Raw genomic sequence first — 18,539 nt, 5'->3', positions numbered from 1 at the left:
AATTGCCTCGGTATTACAAATGTCTACTACTATTATACCAGTCATGTAATTGATCAGCTTTACGATTCAACAATTCTATCTTTTAAATTACGTTTTTCGATTTACGCCCTTTAATTTTGCCAGTCACTACCCCACCATTACATGAAGGTAGAAGATAATACGATCATCAGTTCATCCTCTATTTTTTCCATTTCTTCTTCATCTAGAAACTTATTAATAATAATTGAAAAAATGAGCGGATTATTCGTCTTGACATATCCAGATAAAGAAGTAACACCAATTAGAGAGCCAGTTTTAGCAAAAACAACGCCTTCTGCTGATGTAGTCCTTAGACGCTCTCGCAAAGTCCCTCCCACTAGCCGATCAGGGATTCCCGCTACAGGAAGTGAGTTCAAAAATGTTGAGAACCAGGGTTTGCTTTGAAGTTTGAATAAAAGCAAAGATAGCTGATTCGGCTGGATCAAATTCATTTGGGAAATACCAGAACCATCTCGTAAACACATGTTATCAGGATCTAATCCTTCTTCTCTTAAGAATGTTCTCACAACTTCGAGACCAGCTGAAAAACTTCCTTCTCCCCTAACTTTCCTGCCCATTTCTTTTATAAGAACTTCTGCATGCCCATTATTACTTAGTTTCATAAATGGCAGTAGCAATTCAGAAAGAGGCATGGATTGTTTAGTTAAAAGCGTTTTGATTTCAGTTGACTTATTTTTTAAAGCTTCCTCACTTATGTAAATACCAAGTCCTTTTAAGGAATCTTTAAACAGATGTAGGGCGTAACTATCTGGGTTCCATAACGCAATCCACTTTTTTTCTGGGGAAGCATCCTTCGAAATAGTGCCGCTGATTGTAAGCACATTCGTACCATGCTGACGAATGATATGTAATTCCCCTTCCCCGTGAGAGGGTGAAGTCGTAAGAGCGTTATTCACTAATTGTATATCGTTCGCTGTGGGAGAAATAACTACTTTAGGTGAATCGCCTTCTTCTCCTGGTGAAACCTCAACAATAATGGTTCCTGCGTCAAAATCCCTATCAGGAGAAATAGTGAGGGCAGAGATTTGAGCGCCGTAATACTCATGTTCATCACTCCAAACCATATCTTCTGATAGGTACTGCTCGTCATACCAGGAATAATCACCTATAACATCACCTTGAATACGTTCAATCCCAAGAGCTTTCAATTCTAAAGCAAATTGATCTAAATCTTCCTTTAAAACCGTTGGGTCTCCTTTTCCCTTTAGATAAAGGTTCCCCATTAAACGACCATCCTGTATTTCTCCATCTGTTCGTACCTCAGTGCTGAAACGATAGTCAGCACCAAGTTTCTCAAGAGCTGCCGCCGCTGTTATGAGCTTCATATTTGAAGCGGGCGTCATTCTTAAATCTCCAAAATGGTCGTAGAGAAGTTCTCCACTATGATTACAACGGATGCTTATCCCAGCAATCGCGCCATGAAGACGTTCATCATTTACTATGCTATGTAGAGATTGAGATAATGTCTTTACGTTATTTATTTTACCATTTCTTTTTTTGCGATATCGACTTCCTAAAAACAAACCAGAAATAACGGCTCCACAAGCTAGTTTTTTCTTTATACCGATCTTCTTCACAACCTTTCCAATTAAAATAGAGCCGAAGCGATGAACATTTCGCACGGCTCTGATCTATGAGACTTCTTTTGTAAGAATATATTGGATTAGCATCATTTGTTTTCTTTCAACTCCTGCTGTTTGTGATTATTGATTACGTAAGATCCGTCTTCTTTAGGATTTTGTTCATCTTTAAGATCAATACCCCATGGATGCGTTAACAGCAAGCTTCCACTTAACGAAACGGTTCGACGTTCTCTCACTATACTCCCCTCCCTTCGCTTATTAATGATCTATTTCGCTATTCAAATGACTTTCTCCTTCTTTTCTGTCTAATTTAAAACTAATGAACTAGAATGCTGTAATATTTAGAGGTTTTTCAGGAAAAAACACGGCTATATAGGGGCTATTTTACTGCTTTTTATCGAAATTTCGAACGATTAGAATTTGACCTTGCGCCGCCTGAACAATTCAATGAGTAAAAAAAAGAACCTTCCATTAGGAAGATTCTTCGAATTTTGAAAAGGCATTGCTAGCAAGCATCGAAATAACTGCATCATCCATAGGAGGATTATGCAACCCTGCTCTTACATCCCGATAATAGCGCTGCATAGGGTTATCTTTAAATAATGCTCTTGCACCTACAATTCTCATGGCCATATCGACTACGTTTGCTGCACTATTGGTTGCGACGTGTTTTACAGCCGCTAACTCAGGGCCCATTTCTTTCCTCTTATCGGGTTCTGAAACCCACCGTAACGCAACAGAGTACATCATTTCTCTAGCTCTCATTAACTCCAATTCCATTTCCCCTATTTTCCGTTGAACTTCAGGGACTTCTTTAATAGGACCCGGCAGACTATTTGGTGAATAATGTGAAGCGAAAGAGACGGCTTCATTACGAGCAGCAATCGCGACACCAAGATAGCAGGCTGGTATGTGTAAGAGCCAGGCTTTTGGCAGTTCACTTTTGGCAGTATTAGGTCCCTCAATAAGGGCATCTTGCGGTAATTCAACATTTTCTAGGACAAGATCATCACTTCTCGTACCTCTCATCGACATCGTGTCCCATTTTTCTTCAATCGTAACACCAGAAGCTGTCATATCTACAAGAAAGAAGCCTTTTTCTCCTGTTTCTCCAATTTGGGATGAGACAAGCGCATACTGAAGACCTGGAGCCATTGATGTAAATGATTTACGACCACTTATAATCCATTTATCCTCTTTTAGTACAGCTTTCGTTTGAGGCATCCCACCACGGGTCGGACTACCAGTTGCAGGTTCAGAAGCCGCCCGATTAAACAAAGCATTTTCTTCAACGATGAGATGCGAAAGTCTTTCAAATACTTGATCTGTCCAAATTTGTTCTTCTCTCATCTCAAGGATGATTCCAAGATGCCATCCGATTGAAAGTGCTGTAGCAGCATCACCTGTTGCAAGTCGTTCTTGAAGCAACACGTACTCATACAAATTGATGCCCTTTCCTCCAAATTTTTCTTGTACAGTTAACGAAAGATATCCTGATTCTTTCAGCTCCTCAAAATTTCCAAAAGGAAAGCGCCCCTCTTGATCAATTTGGTCTGCCCTTGTTGCAAATGAATTCGCAAGATTACTTCCCAATTCAAGCAACTGCTTTTGTCGATCGTTTTTAATAAAAGAGTTATAAAGATGGTTCATGAACAAACGCCAGCCTTTCCGATTAATCTGTACTTTCTATCGTACACTAGAAGGGGAATTAATCTCCAGTAAATCGATCGGAAAAAGCTTATTTTCTATTTTCGATACAAAGGATAGTTGACAGAAGTCGGCACTTCGATGACAATAAGCCTTGTTTCTTCTTCTGCTTGAATGTTCATTTCTTCTAACTCGTTTGCTTCAATAACAAAAAATTCCTTAGCTTCATAGGAAGTCTCGTTTATTCGTCCTCTTCCTTCTAAAACTAAGATACTTACTGAACGTCCTTTCCCAATGTGTTGATTATAAATGAATGGATGGTATATATGGATATCCCACATATGAACGTCTGTTTCGAGAGCTACAGGAGAGTCGTCTCCAAGTATTTCCTTAACACGTAATCCATCGTGAACGTCTATCTGGAACTCTTCATGCTCAAATTGTTGGTAGGTAGGTTTCCTGCGAAGAGCTTCTCTTAAATGAGGTTCAAACCAAATTTGGAACCCTTGCATATCAGGGCCAACAAACCCCTCCTCATGGGATACACCAGAACCTGTCTGCATCACTTGTAAACCACCAGGCCCTACGATACTTCTTGTACCAAGTGAATCTCCATGCTCCGCCTTCCCACTGATCACATAAGTAATAATTTCAAAACCTTGATGAGGATGAAGCGGGATGTATCCTTCATGCTCAGACTTCCCCCATGCCCAATAAAATAAAGGACCTACTCGTTTCACTTCAGAGCCTTCACCTGGAAAACCAATTGGTTTTTGTTCTGTGATTTTTCCTCCGTCAAACTGCCCTACACCTTGTTGATCTACGTTATACCGCTGAATCAACATATAGATCACCACCTTGTATTTATCTCGAATTCGAGATAATTTTATCTTGAATCCAAAGTATTGTCAACTCGTATTGTCTACTTTGAATAAGATGTCTTTGTAAGAAAACTCTGGTGTAATGATTAATGTCATTTCTTTAGCATTTCGGTCGACTGCATAAATTAAGACGATTCGAAAAGAACCTCCTCCCTTTATCCAATATTTGTTCCAGCCATCTTGATCGATAATGACAAATTCCTCTGGTTTTATATGAGAACTGTTTACTTTTAGTTTCGAGTAATATGGCTTAAAGTCAATTGCAGCATCATCGAAGTTTTTTGCGTAAATTTCAAATCCAATATATTCTTTCTTTTTTTCTAATTCAGGTAAATCTTCTTGTCCTGGAATTTGATCAACTCCATTTACTTCTAGTCTAAACATTTCATTCCCATCCATACCTTTTTCAACATAAGGCTCACCTAATTTGTATCCGTTTTCATTCGAGTGTTTTTCTATCTTCTGAATTGAAGCAGATTCTGTTGTTTCTGCCTCTGGATAATTGTTACGAATCATTGTAAACCAAACCCCTGTAAAAAAACCTACAATTAATAAGATAATCGTTGCTCCTATAATCCATTTCCCCACTCTTTACTCCCCCTTTTAATTGTAGACGAGGCCAAAAAGAAATGGTTGCATACAAAAAGCCGGCACTTTGGCCGGCTTCATTTTAGAAATCAAAGTTATCAGGATCAGGTCCCATTCGCTCATTTTGATTTAGCTCGTCAAGAGCTCTAATATTATCTGTTGTTAATTCGAAATCGAAAACATCAAAATTTTGTTTAATGCGCTCTGGATTCGAAGATTTAGGAATCGTTACGACCTCATGTTCAAGATCCCAACGAATAATCACCTGAGCAGTTGATTTGCCATGCTGCTCTGCAATGCCTTTTACCACTTCATGATCCAACAATTTCCCTTGAGCAAGTGGTGACCATGCTTCCATTTGAATGGAATGTTGCTTACAATAGTCTCTAAGCTCTTGTTGATTTAAAAGTGGATGAAATTCAACTTGGTTAACCATTGGTTTAATTTCTGCATCCTTCATTAGATCTTCAAGGTGATTCGGATGGAAATTACTAACGCCGATAGCGCGAATACGGCCGTCTTTATAAAGCTTCTCCATAGCTCTCCACGTTTCTTTATACTTTCCTTCTACCGGCCAATGAATTAAGTAAAGATCTAGCGTCTCAATACCAAGTTTTGAAATAGTTTCTTCAAAGGCTTTTATTGTCGATTCATAACCCTGATCATCATTCCATACTTTTGAAGTAATAAAGAGTTCTTCACGCGCGATGCCGTTCTGTTTAATCGCAGCACCAACGCCTTCCTCATTTTTATAAGCTGCTGCTGTGTCGATCGCTTTATACCCAGCGTCAATGGCAGCAGTAACCGCGTTTTTCACTTCTTCATTGTTTTCCATTTTCCATACGCCTAAGCCAAGTGTTGGCATTTTAATACCGTTGTGTAATGTAGTTGTTGTCCATTGTTTAGCCATTTAAGATCTCCTCCAATTTACTTTGTATCACAATCGAACTGTTCCCCATTTTTTTCAATCTTACACATTTTTATGTAAATGGATGTGCCTGCTTAAACAAAATAAGCGAAACAAAAAAACCATCCAAAAGGATGGCTATATTTTCGTAGGTTTTTGCTTCAATCTAGACTTCTTGTTAAAGTGAGCAGTAGGAGACGTTTGAACTTTTTCCTTCTCTGCTTTAGCGTCCTGTTCGAACGCCTGCATGCCTTTTCCAAATAAAAGACTCATTGTTTTCCCTCCTTGTGTAAAGCGTTAGTTCACCATTTCCGATTTTAATTGAGCTAAAACTATAATTTACAAATTTACTCAAAAAATTTTTATCGCTGCTCTAGAACGTTTGCAGTCTCGTTACAATGAGACTGAACAGTCATCAACTCATCTAGAGACTGTTGAATTCGATCACGATTTTGCCCTTTTTCAACTGTCGAAAGAGCATCCTCTAAATATTTACTCGCTTCTTCAAGAGCCCTACAGCTATCTTGAACATAACCTCGTGCATTTTTCTCCATATGGCACTCCTCCTTTACATTAGTTTCTATCAAAAGGTTATTTTCATACAAAAAACCAGCCAAGTTGGCTGGTTTTCATCTTATAGTTCAAATTGTTGAAAAATATTTCCTTCTAGAACTGGATATATTTCTTTCTCAGCTAGTTGATTAATAATGATTTTATTTCGATTTACAGCAAGACCGAGGTTCGTTGATCCCACACCATGAGTATGCTGCATGCCACTATGAACAAAAATATGAGAAGAAGCTTCACAAGTTAAGTTAAGTCGATAATCTTTTGAGACATGGTATCGCCCCTGCTCATCCCAATCAATGATCTCTTCTAAATCTTGAAGGCACTTAGGAATCAACGGGCGGTAACCTGTACCAGCAATAATAACTTCACTGTCCAAAAGGAAATTTTCTCCTTTTTGCCATTGTCGACATTCTACTTCATACCCTGTTCCATCTTCTTTTTCTCTAACTCCATTGATTTCAGTTAATGGCATTAGCATCACATCCATATCTTTACCTCCCACGGACTGTTCATATAGAAGGTTATAAATATCGGTAATGGTATGAGGACTAATGCCTTTATATAATAACTGCTGTCCTTTAAAGATATCATCTTTTTGCTCCTGAGGAAGATCATAGAAGTAATCAACATATTCAGGAGAAAAGTGCTCTAAACTTAATCTCGTTTCTTCCATTGGGAAAAATCCTTGAGACCTTGTTACCCAATTAAGGGAATACCCGTACTCTTGTCTTTCTTTTAACAATTCACGGAAAATCTCTGCAGAGCTTTGCCCGGACCCAATAACCGTAATTTTCTTGGCCTGTTTACACCGCTCTGTATGATCTAAAAATGTTGAAGAATGAAAAACGTCTTCTTCAGGAAAATCCTGCAACGCCTTAGGTAATGACGGAATAGTTCCTACTCCAAGGATAATATTTTTAGCTACATATGTTTCTGTTTCACCAGTGGTAAGCTTTTCAACCGTAATTTCATAACGCTCGACTGGTTTACCTATTGGAACTACAGCTAATACTTTCGAGCCGAATTGACAGCTTTCCAATTGATTGGCTGCCCACTGACAATAATGATTGTACTCATTACGTGGCATTTCAAGACGCTGTAGAAAATAAAAATGATACAAACGATTATGATGTTTTAAATAATTTAAATAACTATACGGATTAGTTGGATCAGCCATTGTGACAAGATCCGCCATAAAAGGTACTTGGAGCCGTGTCCCTTCAATCAACATTCCCGGATGCCAATTAAATTGTTCCTTCTGCTCAAAGAAAAGTGTATCCATTTCTTTAATTGGATCCATCAAAGCAGCTAACCCTAAATTAAATGGTCCAATCCCAACACCAATTAAATCGTATACTTTCTGTTTCATCCAATCCTATCCTTTCTCTTCTTGCATCTATTATCTCCTTTTATTATACCAGAAATGCTATTATCTGTTTTTTCTAAAAAGCGAGAGATTAACGAGCAATTTGAACATACCATTCAAAACTAAAAAAACAGCCTAATTAGGCTGTTTTTAAGAAGAATGTTGAGAACGACGATATTGATACTGCTTCCATTGAAAGCGAACAAAGCAACCGATACAAAAACCAAGAATAGCAATTAGTGAAGCAAGTGCCACCATAGTGGCAGACGTGATCGCTAACCAGTTCACGTTAAGGTAATAGGCGATTAATGAAACAGACAACAACGTCACAGCTATTTTTTGATTGAATTGCTGTTGATCTTTATCTTCAGGAATATATTGATTAACAGGCTTCTTTAAGAAAAGTTTACCCGCCTTCATAACTGGATTAAAGTTCATAAGTAGCCCCATTATTCCAACAATGAGAGGAATAATAAGAAATAACCAGTGATAAAGAAAGACAAATGACGTAGCAAATATAAAAATAAACGATTGATTTACTCTCACTAGAGGTCTAGGTATAGATGAAGGCAATTTAATACCAACCTTTCTTATAGGAATATGTTTATATTAAAGGATACTGCTTTTTAAGACTTTTGTATAGTCTAATGCTCATAAGAAAAAACCACCGACAAGTGGTTTTTAAAGTTAGCATCAAATATCAATGCCCCATATTTACGTTCAAGACTCTTTTAGTATGGTTTGTCTTGATAAAAATAGTTAGGAGTTACAATTTTATTTTTATATGGTTTGTGAAAAATATGCGTTGTAGCAGGTGATACAGGTGGAATGAGCCAAGTCCAATTACCCGTTACTTCTCGTTCTGCTTTCGCTTCATTTTGTTCAAATTTGTGAAATTGTTTTGCAGCAGTATGATGATCAACGATACTAACGCCTTCCTCTTGATAGGAATACAAAACAGCACGATTTAACTCAACTAAAGCGCGATCTTTCCAAAGCGTCGCATTCGAACGAGTATCGAGATTTAAGATTTTAGCGACTTCTGGTAGAAGGTTATATCGATTCTTATCTGCAAGGTTCCTAGCACCGATTTCTGTGCCCATATACCAGCCATTAAATGGGGCTGCATTGTAATGGATCCCTCCGATTTCTAATCGCATATCTGATATGATAGGCACACCATACCACTTAACATTTAAAGGAGAAAAATCATATTCCGGATGCTTAATTTGTACCTGGATAACTTCATTAGCAGGGATCTCGACGACGTTTGGACTTCCAGCATCTATACAAAAAACAAGCGGTAAAACGTCGTGTTGCGTCCCTTCACCTCTCCAACCCAGTTCCATTACTTTCTTAGTAAATGATATTGAATCAGGATCACCAATGATGCCATTCTCGGTTTCATAACCTGCGTAACGTATGAGTTGGTGATTCCAAATTAGCACTTTACCAGGTGCGAAAATGGTGATGGAAGGTTTAATTTTCCCTCCATTAGACGCCATTCGAATATGATTTATTAATGCTTCAGATACTTCTTCTACAGTACAAGCCGATCGAGCATCTAAAACAGTCATCGTATTCCAGAAAAGGCGACCGATACACTTATTGCTATTTCTCCAAGCCATTTTTGCACCTTGAACTAACTCTTCATATGTATGAGTATAGGATCCTGTATCGGTAATTTCTCTTTTTATTTCAGTTTTTCGTTTTATTAATTCGGCTGGATCTTTGTTTAATTCATAATAAGCTTGATCGACAAAGTCATAAGCAGTATCTAATAATTGTTCTTTTTCCATTGTCTCAACCTCCAATAGCCTGAGACGGTTGTAACACCTGATCTTAAGCTGAATATCGTTCTATTAATCCTATGAAAAGACGTCATTTTGCACAGAAATATTATATCACACCCCTTCTATATAGGACGAATGGTACATATCAAACGATCGGTTTTAAGAAGCAATGTTTATTTATATTGTTAATACCTCGTTGTTTTGTTTATCCAAGTGAAGCCGTTCATTATGATAGCTTTTAGGAAAGAACACGTAATTGTTTACAGAAAGGGAAATATCATGTAGGATGTACAAATCAATTCATACTAAATACATCGGAATGAGGTGCATTATATATGGCTATGGAACAGCCGATTCATCGTTCAAAAACAAATTTACAATTACCGTTTTTAAAAGCGCCACAAAAACCTGTGTTAACAGGTGGCTTTATCGTTATTGGTTTACTAGCACTAATTCTGTGGCTGGATCAAGGCATTCAACAATTTGTGCTGTTTGGTTTAGGCCTATTACTTGGGTACTGCCTCTTACATGCAAGATTTGGATTCACTTCCGCCTTTAGACAACTTCTTAGTGTAGGCAACGGGACAGCTATTCAATCACATATGCTTATGTTAGCTGTGGCTAGTACGTTGTTTGCGCCAATACTCGCAAATGGTTTTGGTTTATTTGATACAAATCCAACAGGATATGTTTTTCCAGTGGGAACTAGTGTTGTAGTAGGATCTTTTCTATTTGGTATAGGCATGCAACTCGGTGGAGGATGTGCTTCTGGGACACTCTATACAGTTGGATGGGGAAAGTCTGAAATGCTGCTAACGTTATTTGGTTTCATTGTTGGATCTGTCATTGGTGCCTGGCACTTTGATTTCTGGGTAAATCAGATGCCATCCTTTGAGGCAATCTCGTTAGCAGAAGACACAGGCTTAGGATATTTTGGCGCTTGGATTGCCCAACTATTCTTATTTGCTATCATATTCATTGTTGTAAGAAGCATTGCAAAGAAACGAAAGCCCCCTAAGATGAAACCTTTGCCGACATCAACTGGATGGAAACGGATCTTCCGCGGCTCATGGCCGATTTGGACAGCTGCCATTGCGCTCGGTATCCTAAATGCATTAACACTTATCTCGCGTGGAAATCCTTGGGGTATTACGTCAGCTTTTGCTCTATGGGGATCTAAGATTGCGCTGTTTCTTGGCATAGATGTCACGAAATGGGGTTATTGGTCTGGAGGAAAAGCTGCTGCTCTTGAACAATCGATTCTTACAGATTCAACTAGCGTCATGAACTTCGGTGTCATTTTAGGTGCTTTTGTTGCAGCAGGTGCTGGGGGCGCATTCGTTATGAGAAGAGTTCCATTGAAATTAGCTGCTGCTTCTATTATCGGCGGTTTATTAATGGGCTACGGTGCTCGTCTTGCCTACGGCTGTAACATAGGGGCGTACTTTGGCGGGATTGCATCCTTTAGCCTTCATGGCTGGGTATGGATGATTGTAGCTCTTGCAGGTTCATATGTTGCGCTTTATTTAAGACCATTATTCGGTTTGAAAAACCCTAAAAAAGACGATCAATTTTGCTAACATAACTGGGCACTGGATAATAACCAGTGCCCTTCATAATGGTGAAAAATCATTTCGTATAATAAAAAGACCAGATCATTAATGATCTGGTCTAATAAGTATGGAAAACTAGATTTCCTCAAAATACTCTTTATAAAATCCGCCTACTTTTCCACTATTATCAACTACAAATAAAAACTCTTCTGTTTCATTCTTAACTTCATATGTTTTACCTTCTGTTAATACGCGATTGACCATATACTTCTTTGCATCTGTATGTACACATTTCACATTTTTAATAGTAGGTGCTTCTTTCCATGAATGATGAATCATCTTGTTTCACTCCCTTTCAACTTTCTTTTTATTTTACATGACAGAACCAATAAGATAAAGGAAGATCATCTATTCCTTTTTAAACAAGTTAATCGTGGAATCACCAACTGTCTTGATGTAAAAAGAACCTGAATCGGTGAGATTCAGGTTCTTTGTTAAATTACCCTTCTAGAAGTAGCTGTTCTGGATCTTCAAGAAGTTCTTTAATTTTAGCAAGGAAGCTAACCGCTTCTCCGCCATCAACAATACGGTGATCGTATGAGAGAGCGATGTACATCATCGGACGGTTTTCCATTCTTTCCTGATCAATTGCCATAGGACGCCATTGAATTTTGTGCATTCCTAGAATACCAACTTGAGGAGCGTTCAAAATCGGTGTCGAAAGCATTGATCCGAAAATCCCACCATTTGTAATAGTGAATGAACCACCCTGAAGTTCATCAAGCTTTAATTTATTATCACGCGCTTTTTTTGCAAGGTTACCAATTTCCTGTTCGATTCCAGCAAAAGATAGCTTATCTGCATCACGAACGACAGGAACGACAAGTCCTTCTTCTGCTCCAACCGCAATACCGATATCATAAAATTTCTTCAAGACAATATCAGTATCTTGAATTTCTGCATTTAGACGTGGATATTTTTTCAGTGCGCCAACAACGGCTTTCGTGAAAAATGACATAAATCCGAGCTTTACATCATTATCTTCTAGGAACTTGTCTTTGCGACGCTTACGAAGTTCCATAATCGCTGTCATGTCAACTTCATTAAACGTTGTTAACATAGCTGCCGTATGCTGTACTTCCACAAGACGCTTAGCAATCGTTTGACGACGACGTGACATCTTCACACGCTCTACTGGCTTGCCTTCATTTGCATCAGGAGATTTCTTTTCTTGTTTCGGAGTCTCCTGTTTCTTTTCTTGCTTAGGTGCTTCTTTCTGGTTCGCTTTATCTGCATGTGCCTTGACATCGTCTGGGCGAACACGTCCTAATGGATCGCGTGTTTCAACATTGTTTAAATCAACACCTAGTTCACGCGCAAGCTTACGCGCAGAAGGTGAAGCAACAGTGCGACCATTCTCGGATTTTTCTTCATTTGATTCAGTTGCATGTGCTTTAGATTCTTGCTCTGACTTCGCTTCCTCAGGTGTTTCTTTTTCTTCCTGTTTTGCTTCCGCTTTTTCAGTGGATTTCTCTTCTTTTGTTTCAGAAGCACTATTTTCTCCACTTCCGCTGCCAAGATAAGCAATAATTTCGCCTACTTCAACATTATCTCCTGGCTCTTTAAGAAGTTCTTCAATCACGCCATCATTTTCTGCACTCACTTCAATGTTTACTTTATCTGTTTCAAGCTCAACAAGGTTGTCACCTTTTTCAACTTTGTCGCCTACTTTGATTAACCATTGAGAAATGGTACCTTCTGTAATGGATTCTGCTAGTTCTGGTACTTTAACTTCAATCACGACGATTACCTCCTTGATGGGAAACAGTTTTGGATGGTTCTAATACTTCTTGAATAATTCTTTCCTGGTCTTTCTTATGCACGTTAGGTTCTCCGCCTGCAGGACTTGAACGATCAGGACGTCCTACATAGTTAACGGAAACTCCATCAGGTGCTGAATCGTGAATTCGAGATGAAATATAATTCCATGCTCCCATATTCTTTGGTTCTTCTTGTAACCAAATGATTTCTTTCACATTTGAATACCGTTCAAAAATCTTCTTCACTTCATCCTCTGGGAATGGATATAGTTGCTCCACTCTCAAAACATGTAGCCAGTCATACTTTTCATCAGATGACTCAATTTCAGCTGCAAGGTCAACAGCTACTTTACCAGTACATAAAACAATACGTTCGACTTTCGTCTTCTTCTCACCAAGACCCGCTTGTTCAACAACGCTTAGGAACTGACCTTGACTAAATTCAAAGCCAGGTGATGATGTACGTTGATTACGAAGTAGGCTCTTAGGTGTCATAATAACTAGCGGACGAACTTCTTGTTTCTCTAGTATCGCAGCTTGTCTTCGCAATATGTGGAAGTATTGTGCCGCACTAGTAAGGTTCGCAACTGTCCAGTTGTTTTCCGCAGCTAAAGTAAGGAAGCGTTCGACTCTACCACTTGAATGCTCAGGACCTTGACCTTCATAACCATGAGGAAGTAGAAGAACCATTCCTGATTTTTGTCCCCACTTAGCTCTTCCAGCAGAAACAAATTGGTCAAATATAACTTGAGCAGCATTAGCAAAGTCACCATATTGTGCTTCCCAAATAACGAGTGTTTCTGGAGCAAAAACATTATATCCATATTCGAACCCAACGACTGATGCTTCAGAAAGTGGACTATTATGAATCGCAAAGGAAGACTCTGCCTGCGGTATTTCGTGTAGCGGACAGAACGTCTCTCCAGTTTCTTTATCATGAAGAACGAGATGACGTTGCGCGAATGTACCACGCTGTGAGTCCTGACCTGTAATACGAATAGGAGTTCCATCACCAAGGATAGAAGCAAATGCTAGCGTTTCACCAAGGGCCCAATCCACTTTTCCGCCCTCTTCCAACATATCAAGTCTTCTTTTTAAAATTCGCTCAAGCTTTGGATATACATTAAAGCCATCAGGACGAATTAGAAGCTTCTCATTAATATCTTTCAATGTTTCAAGTGGAACAGATGTATCAATAGTTGGTATTCCTTTAACGATTTCTTTAGGCGGCTGCAGTTCTTTTACATCTGTATCAGCTTCGCCACCCTTAGCCACCTTATCGTATTGCTCTTGTAGCTGTGCAAGAATTTCCTCATCATATTTCTCGCCATCACCACTCTCGATGACTTTCTGCTCAGTAAGATACTTCGCATAGCTCGCTCGAACAGTAGGATGGTTTTTAATCTTTTCATATAAATGCGGCTGCGTTACAGCCGGATCATCCATTTCATTATGGCCAAATCGACGATAGCCGATGAGATCAATTAGAAAGTCTTTATTAAACTTCATGCGGTATTCGTATGCTAAGTGCATAGCAGCGAGACACGCCTCTGGATCATCCGCATTGACGTGAACAATTGGAATCTCGTATCCCTTAGCAAGATCACTTGCGTATTTTGTAGAGCGAGAATCTGTGCTCTCAGTCGTAAATCCAAGCTGGTTGTTAGCTATGATATGAATCGTTCCACCAGTATGATAGCCTTTCAGCTGACTTAAGTTAAGCGTCTCAGCAACCACTCCCTCACCTGGGAAGGCCGCATCGCCATGGATTAAGATAGCAAATGATTTACGGAAGTCCTGCTTTGGCTCACCTTTTTCTTCACGTGTTTCTTGAGCAGCTCGAGCATACCCTTCTACAACAGGATCGACGAATTCAAGATGACTCGGGTTGTTTGCTAGTGTTACCGTTGCTTTAGCAGTATCAGACTCTTCAAATTTCCGGTCTGCCCCCATGTGATATTTTACGTCACCTGTCCAACCGTAGTTAATTCCCATTGAACCTTCTGAAGGAACGAGTTCCTTATTTGGTGCATGGTGAAATTCAGAGAATATTTTCTCGTAAGGCTTGTTTAAAACATGTGTTAGAACGTTCAAACGACCTCGGTGCGCCATACCAATCATAACGTTCTTTGCACCATCACTTGTCCCGCACTTAATAACATCGTCAAGCATCGGCACCATGGCATCAACGCCTTCGATTGAAAAGCGCTTTTGACCAACAAATGTTTTATGAAGGAATTTCTCGAATCCTTCTACTTCCGTTAATCTGCGTAGGAGCTCCTTACGATCATCATTCGTAAGTGTACGACTTACAGAATCGTTTTCTACCATTTCATCTAGCCATTTACGCTCATCGTCTGAATGAACATGAGTGAACTCATAAGACATAGATTTTGTATAAAGATCTTGCAATTTTTGAATCGCTTGCAATCCATTGTTTACTTCATCAGGAGCATTTTCCCAAATCACTTGTGCAGGAATCGCTTTCAGGTCTTCATCAGAGAGACCGTATTTCTGTGGTGTCATGAAATCCTGATCAGATTTTTCATTAGAAAGCGGGTTAATCGCCGCAGCTAAATGGCCATATGTACGAATATTGTCGGCTAATTTAACAGCAGAAATAACCTTTTTGAGATTAGCTGGCTGACCTGAAGTTTCAACAACTTCTTGTGAAGAAGGTGGGGGTCCCCACTGGTCAAATTTTTGACGCATGTCTGGATCAACAGATTCAGGATCCTCTTGATATTTTTCATATAATTCAATGGCATAGCCAAGGTTTGGTCCATAAAATTCTTGCCATGGATGTTCCACTCTGGACTGTTTGGTATTCAAAGCATGCTACCTCCCTGCTGGGTTTAAACTCAATTAGTGCAATGGTCTTATTGCACACCACTTTAAGCATGGTTTCTTACTTGTTCTTTACACTCATTTCGCGATTTGAAACATTCAATTTAAAAAAACGCTTACATTGGTATTTTAGCATAATTTTAGACTGCCCACAAAACTTTCAAGCAAATTATCGAAAAAAATTTCAACGAACAATGATAAAAGTCGAAAAATTTTTCGAATATTAACACAGTGCAATACTAAATTACCACAAAGTGTTACCATAGTGAATAGCTAATATCGATTTTCTACCAATGAATATTTACAGCGGTTTATTTCTTTAGTGTGATACGAACGAAATGCGATCCATTTTATTTCATTCATCCTATAGGATTCGTTAAAAATTAGTTGTATGTGGAAAAGCGAAGTACTACTTACCTAAACGAATATCAGCTATAACTAAACAAAGCCGACCTTTATAGGTCGGCTTTGTTTATGTTGAATTAAGGTGTTAAGATTAGTTTTCCTTTCGTTTGACGCCCTTGAAGCATACGATGAACGTCAGCTGCTTCTTCTAAATTAAATACACCACCAATTGTTAATTTCAATTCACCACTTTGCATATAATGTAGCAATTCTTCGAGACTCTTCTGATAAAGGACTGGTTTGCGCATCATTTGTGGCAGGAAAAAACCAACCACTGATTGATTTTTCTCCATTAGAGAGGATGGATAGAAGCGGCTTTGTTCTCCGCTCGCCACGCCATAAATAACGAGTCGTCCAAATGGAGCAAGACACTTCAACGATTTTCTAAAAACGTCTCCGCCAGCCATTTCCAGAATAACGTCCACTCCATTACCATCTGTTGCATCTAAAACTTCTTGCTCCCATCCTTCTTTCGTATAATCCACAGTGAGATCTGCACCCATATCAGCAGCAAGGTTTCTTTTTTCTTCACTACTCGCTGTTCCAATAACCGTTTTAGCTCCCCATAGTCTTGCGAGTTGAACGGCTATCGTTCCTACGCCACCTGCAGCCGCATGAATTAAGACAGTCTCCCCATTTTCAAATCGTCCCATAGTTTTGAGTGTATGATAAGCACTCAAACCTTGTAGCGGTAACGCAACAGCATATTGAGGTTCAACACCTTCAGGAATGGCAATCAACCCTCTTTCATCAGCTAGCGTAAATTCTGCATAACCCGTCGCATTTTTCGTGCCTAGTAACGTCACAACAGATGATCCTGGTTTTACGGAAGTCACCTTCTCTCCAACAGCTTTCACTATACCTGCTACTTCGGAGCCTGGAACGTAAGGAAGCGGAGTTTCAACAACATATTGCCCTTCTCTTCTCGCAGTATCAGCGTAATTAACTCCAATAGCTTGAATTTCAATTAATACTTCATGACCTTTTGGTTCCGGAACATCCATGTCAATGAGTTGTAAAACTTCGGGTCCACCAAATTCCTTAAGTTGGATCGCTTTCATTGCAATTCCTCCTTTTTTTTACTAACCAGTCAGTATGTAACACTTTCACTATAATATAAGATATTCAAATATTCAATCTTTTTTAATTGATACCACTTCCCCCGCAATAAAAAGTGCGCCGATGGCGCACTTTTATAAATGTAGTAGACCTTCAATTACGGTTTGAGCAAGTAAATCGACATCCTTTTCTTTGATCGTTAGTGGAGGAGCCATCGTTAAAACATTGTTATAACCTGCTACCGTGTCACCATTCTTCCCTATAATTACACCTTGTGATTTGCAATAGGCGATTACTTTATTTAGCTCACTGACTGCTAAGGGCTTCTTGGTGCTCTTGTCTTCGACGAGCTCGATGCCAACCAATAATCCTTTCCCTCGAACATCACCAACATTTGGGTGAGTGGCTAAGCGCTCTGTTAACTGCTTCTTTAGCTTATCACCTAAAGTAAGTGACCGATCAAAAAGCTGCTCCTGCTCCATTATTTCTAAATTCTTTAGGGCAAGTGCACATGAGGCTGGGTTGCCGCCGAATGTATTGATATGTCTGAAATGATCATAAGAATCTTTTCCCTTAAATGCTTCGTAGACCTCTTCTTTAACAGCTGTTGCGGATAATGGGAGGTAACCACTTGTTAAACCTTTTGCCATTGTCACTATATCTGGCTTCACATCATAATTCATAAACCCAAATGCTTTTCCTGTTCTTCCGAAGCCACAAATCACTTCATCACAAATTAACAGAGCGCCGTGCTTTTCACATATTTCTTTCACGGATTTCATGTACTCTTGTTGAGGCATAATAATACCTCCACCTGTGATGATCGGTTCCATAATCATAGCGGCGATTGTCTGGCTAAGTTCCCATGTCATTATATCATCAACGGCTTTGACCGAAGGTAGTTGTCCTTGATGATCTTGAATCTCTCTATACGTATCTGGTGGCTGTACATGTAAAAAACCCTGACCAAGTGGTTCATATTTGTATTTCCGTTGCGCCTGACCTGTTGCAGCTAATGAACCCATTGTATTACCATGATACGCTCTATAGCGGGAAACAATTTTATGTCTACTTCCTTCTCCCTTTTGCTCATGGTATTGCCTCGCAATTTTGAAAGCTGTTTCGTTTGCTTCAGACCCGCTATTAGAGAAAAAGATAACGTATCCTCCACCAAGCATCTCATTTAGCTTTTCTGCTAACTTAATAGCCGGGGCGTGTGTATGCGTTAACGGATAATAAGATAACTCTTTAAGCTGATCGAAAGCTGCCTGAGCCAGTTCCTCTCGACCGTACCCAACATTGACACACCAGAGTCCAGCCATAGCATCGAGAAATTGATTTCCTTCGTAATCAGTTAACCAAGCACCATTTGCTTTCTCAATCACCATAGTAGACTTTGGATCATATGGACGCATCGCATGCCAGACGTATTTCTCATCTTTTCCTGCAAGATTCTCGTGAGCAGTATGCATACTCTTCAC

Annotated in this window: 17 protein-coding genes; 1 reads left to right on the top strand and 16 read right to left on the bottom strand. The window is 39.3% G+C overall.

Going from position 1 to position 18,539, the window contains the following annotated elements; all coding sequences use genetic code 11:
* Positions 1-137 precede the first annotated feature (137 nt).
* From dacB to IQ283_RS19150, 11 genes are all read right to left on the bottom strand, one after another.
* Entirely contained in the window at positions 138-1,661 is a 1,524-nt protein-coding gene (gene dacB / locus IQ283_RS19195) for a D-alanyl-D-alanine carboxypeptidase/D-alanyl-D-alanine endopeptidase (RefSeq protein WP_242057391.1), read from the bottom strand.
* Positions 1,662-1,708: 47 nt separating this feature from the next.
* Positions 1,709-1,858, bottom strand: a complete 150-nt coding sequence (locus tag IQ283_RS19190) for a hypothetical protein (RefSeq protein ID WP_194221673.1) — start codon at positions 1,856-1,858, stop codon at positions 1,709-1,711.
* Positions 1,859-2,093: 235 nt separating this feature from the next.
* Positions 2,094-3,272, bottom strand: a complete 1,179-nt coding sequence (locus tag IQ283_RS19185; protein ID WP_194221672.1) for an acyl-CoA dehydrogenase family protein — start codon at positions 3,270-3,272, stop codon at positions 2,094-2,096.
* 95 nt (positions 3,273-3,367) lie between these two features.
* A complete protein-coding gene (locus IQ283_RS19180) occupies positions 3,368-4,114 on the bottom strand; it encodes a pirin family protein (protein WP_194221671.1) in 747 nt (248 codons plus the stop codon).
* Positions 4,115-4,177: 63 nt separating this feature from the next.
* Positions 4,178-4,738 carry a hypothetical protein gene (locus IQ283_RS19175; RefSeq protein WP_194221670.1) on the bottom strand — a complete coding sequence of 187 codons (561 nt, stop codon included), beginning with the start codon at positions 4,736-4,738 and terminating at the stop codon, positions 4,178-4,180.
* A gap of 82 nt (positions 4,739-4,820) precedes the next feature.
* On the bottom strand, positions 4,821-5,648 hold the full coding sequence (locus IQ283_RS19170) for an aldo/keto reductase (RefSeq protein ID WP_194221669.1): 828 nt from the start codon (positions 5,646-5,648) through the stop codon (positions 4,821-4,823).
* A gap of 135 nt (positions 5,649-5,783) precedes the next feature.
* Complete coding sequence (locus IQ283_RS24335) at positions 5,784-5,918, bottom strand: hypothetical protein (protein ID WP_276511847.1); 135 nt, start codon at positions 5,916-5,918, stop codon at positions 5,784-5,786.
* Between the two features lie 89 nt (positions 5,919-6,007).
* Entirely contained in the window at positions 6,008-6,199 is a 192-nt protein-coding gene (locus tag IQ283_RS19165; RefSeq protein WP_194221668.1) for a hypothetical protein, read from the bottom strand.
* 80 nt (positions 6,200-6,279) lie between these two features.
* Entirely contained in the window at positions 6,280-7,584 is a 1,305-nt protein-coding gene (locus IQ283_RS19160; protein ID WP_194221667.1) for a lysine N(6)-hydroxylase/L-ornithine N(5)-oxygenase family protein, read from the bottom strand.
* A gap of 147 nt (positions 7,585-7,731) precedes the next feature.
* A complete protein-coding gene (locus IQ283_RS19155; protein ID WP_322098504.1) occupies positions 7,732-8,154 on the bottom strand; it encodes a DUF4395 domain-containing protein in 423 nt (140 codons plus the stop codon).
* Between the two features lie 158 nt (positions 8,155-8,312).
* On the bottom strand, positions 8,313-9,380 hold the full coding sequence (locus IQ283_RS19150) for a nitric oxide synthase oxygenase (RefSeq protein WP_194221666.1): 1,068 nt from the start codon (positions 9,378-9,380) through the stop codon (positions 8,313-8,315).
* A 335-nt stretch (positions 9,381-9,715) separates the two neighbouring features.
* Between IQ283_RS19150 and IQ283_RS19145 the strand changes: the two genes are divergently transcribed.
* Complete coding sequence (locus tag IQ283_RS19145; RefSeq protein WP_194222306.1) at positions 9,716-10,954, top strand: YeeE/YedE family protein; 1,239 nt, start codon at positions 9,716-9,718, stop codon at positions 10,952-10,954.
* A 108-nt stretch (positions 10,955-11,062) separates the two neighbouring features.
* On the opposite strand, the gene IQ283_RS19140 is transcribed toward IQ283_RS19145, so the two are convergent.
* The 5 genes from IQ283_RS19140 to IQ283_RS19120 form a co-directional block, all read right to left on the bottom strand.
* Positions 11,063-11,266, bottom strand: coding sequence for a DUF6501 family protein (locus IQ283_RS19140; protein WP_194221665.1), 204 nt, complete (start codon positions 11,264-11,266; stop codon positions 11,063-11,065).
* A 160-nt stretch (positions 11,267-11,426) separates the two neighbouring features.
* Positions 11,427-12,728, bottom strand: coding sequence for a 2-oxoglutarate dehydrogenase complex dihydrolipoyllysine-residue succinyltransferase (gene odhB / locus IQ283_RS19135; RefSeq protein ID WP_194221664.1), 1,302 nt, complete (start codon positions 12,726-12,728; stop codon positions 11,427-11,429).
* The gene (locus IQ283_RS19130; RefSeq protein ID WP_194221663.1) at positions 12,721-15,579 is read right to left on the bottom strand and encodes a 2-oxoglutarate dehydrogenase E1 component; all 2,859 of its coding nucleotides are present in this window, start codon (positions 15,577-15,579) and stop codon (positions 12,721-12,723) included. Before IQ283_RS19130 ends, odhB begins: the two co-directional genes overlap by 8 nt.
* Positions 15,580-16,076: 497 nt before the next feature.
* Positions 16,077-17,060 (bottom strand): quinone oxidoreductase family protein, encoded by a 984-nt coding sequence (locus tag IQ283_RS19125; RefSeq protein WP_194221662.1) that lies wholly within the window; start codon positions 17,058-17,060, stop codon positions 16,077-16,079.
* Positions 17,061-17,192: 132 nt separating this feature from the next.
* Positions 17,193-18,530: an aspartate aminotransferase family protein gene (locus IQ283_RS19120; protein WP_194222305.1), complete on the bottom strand. Its 1,338-nt coding sequence runs from the start codon at positions 18,528-18,530 to the stop codon at positions 17,193-17,195.
* Positions 18,531-18,539 lie beyond the last annotated feature (9 nt).

The organism is Pseudalkalibacillus hwajinpoensis, from assembly GCF_015234585.1.
Lineage (GTDB): Bacteria > Bacillota > Bacilli > Bacillales > Guptibacillaceae > Guptibacillus > Guptibacillus hwajinpoensis_B.
The sequence above is the reverse complement of the archived record's forward strand: the minus strand, read 5'-3'. Positions and strand labels throughout refer to the sequence as shown.

What these genes read in the sequence shown, in the direction of transcription:
- IQ283_RS19170 (WP_194221669.1), bottom strand. Translation starts at nt 5,648, where the DNA reads ATGGCTAAACAATGGACAACAACTACATTACACAACGGTATTAAAATG.
- IQ283_RS19160 (WP_194221667.1), bottom strand. Translation starts at nt 7,584, where the DNA reads ATGAAACAGAAAGTATACGATTTAATTGGTGTTGGGATTGGACCATTT.
- IQ283_RS24335 (WP_276511847.1), bottom strand. Translation starts at nt 5,918, where the DNA reads ATGAGTCTTTTATTTGGAAAAGGCATGCAGGCGTTCGAACAGGACGCT.
- IQ283_RS19140 (WP_194221665.1), bottom strand. Translation starts at nt 11,266, where the DNA reads ATGATTCATCATTCATGGAAAGAAGCACCTACTATTAAAAATGTGAAA.
- IQ283_RS19165 (WP_194221668.1), bottom strand. Translation starts at nt 6,199, where the DNA reads ATGGAGAAAAATGCACGAGGTTATGTTCAAGATAGCTGTAGGGCTCTT.
- IQ283_RS19145 (WP_194222306.1), top strand. Translation starts at nt 9,716, where the DNA reads ATGGAACAGCCGATTCATCGTTCAAAAACAAATTTACAATTACCGTTT.
- IQ283_RS19150 (WP_194221666.1), bottom strand. Translation starts at nt 9,380, where the DNA reads ATGGAAAAAGAACAATTATTAGATACTGCTTATGACTTTGTCGATCAA.
- IQ283_RS19180 (WP_194221671.1), bottom strand. Translation starts at nt 4,114, where the DNA reads ATGTTGATTCAGCGGTATAACGTAGATCAACAAGGTGTAGGGCAGTTT.
- IQ283_RS19185 (WP_194221672.1), bottom strand. Translation starts at nt 3,272, where the DNA reads ATGAACCATCTTTATAACTCTTTTATTAAAAACGATCGACAAAAGCAG.
- IQ283_RS19125 (WP_194221662.1), bottom strand. Translation starts at nt 17,060, where the DNA reads ATGAAAGCGATCCAACTTAAGGAATTTGGTGGACCCGAAGTTTTACAA.
- IQ283_RS19120 (WP_194222305.1), bottom strand. Translation starts at nt 18,530, where the DNA reads ATGCATACTGCTCACGAGAATCTTGCAGGAAAAGATGAGAAATACGTC.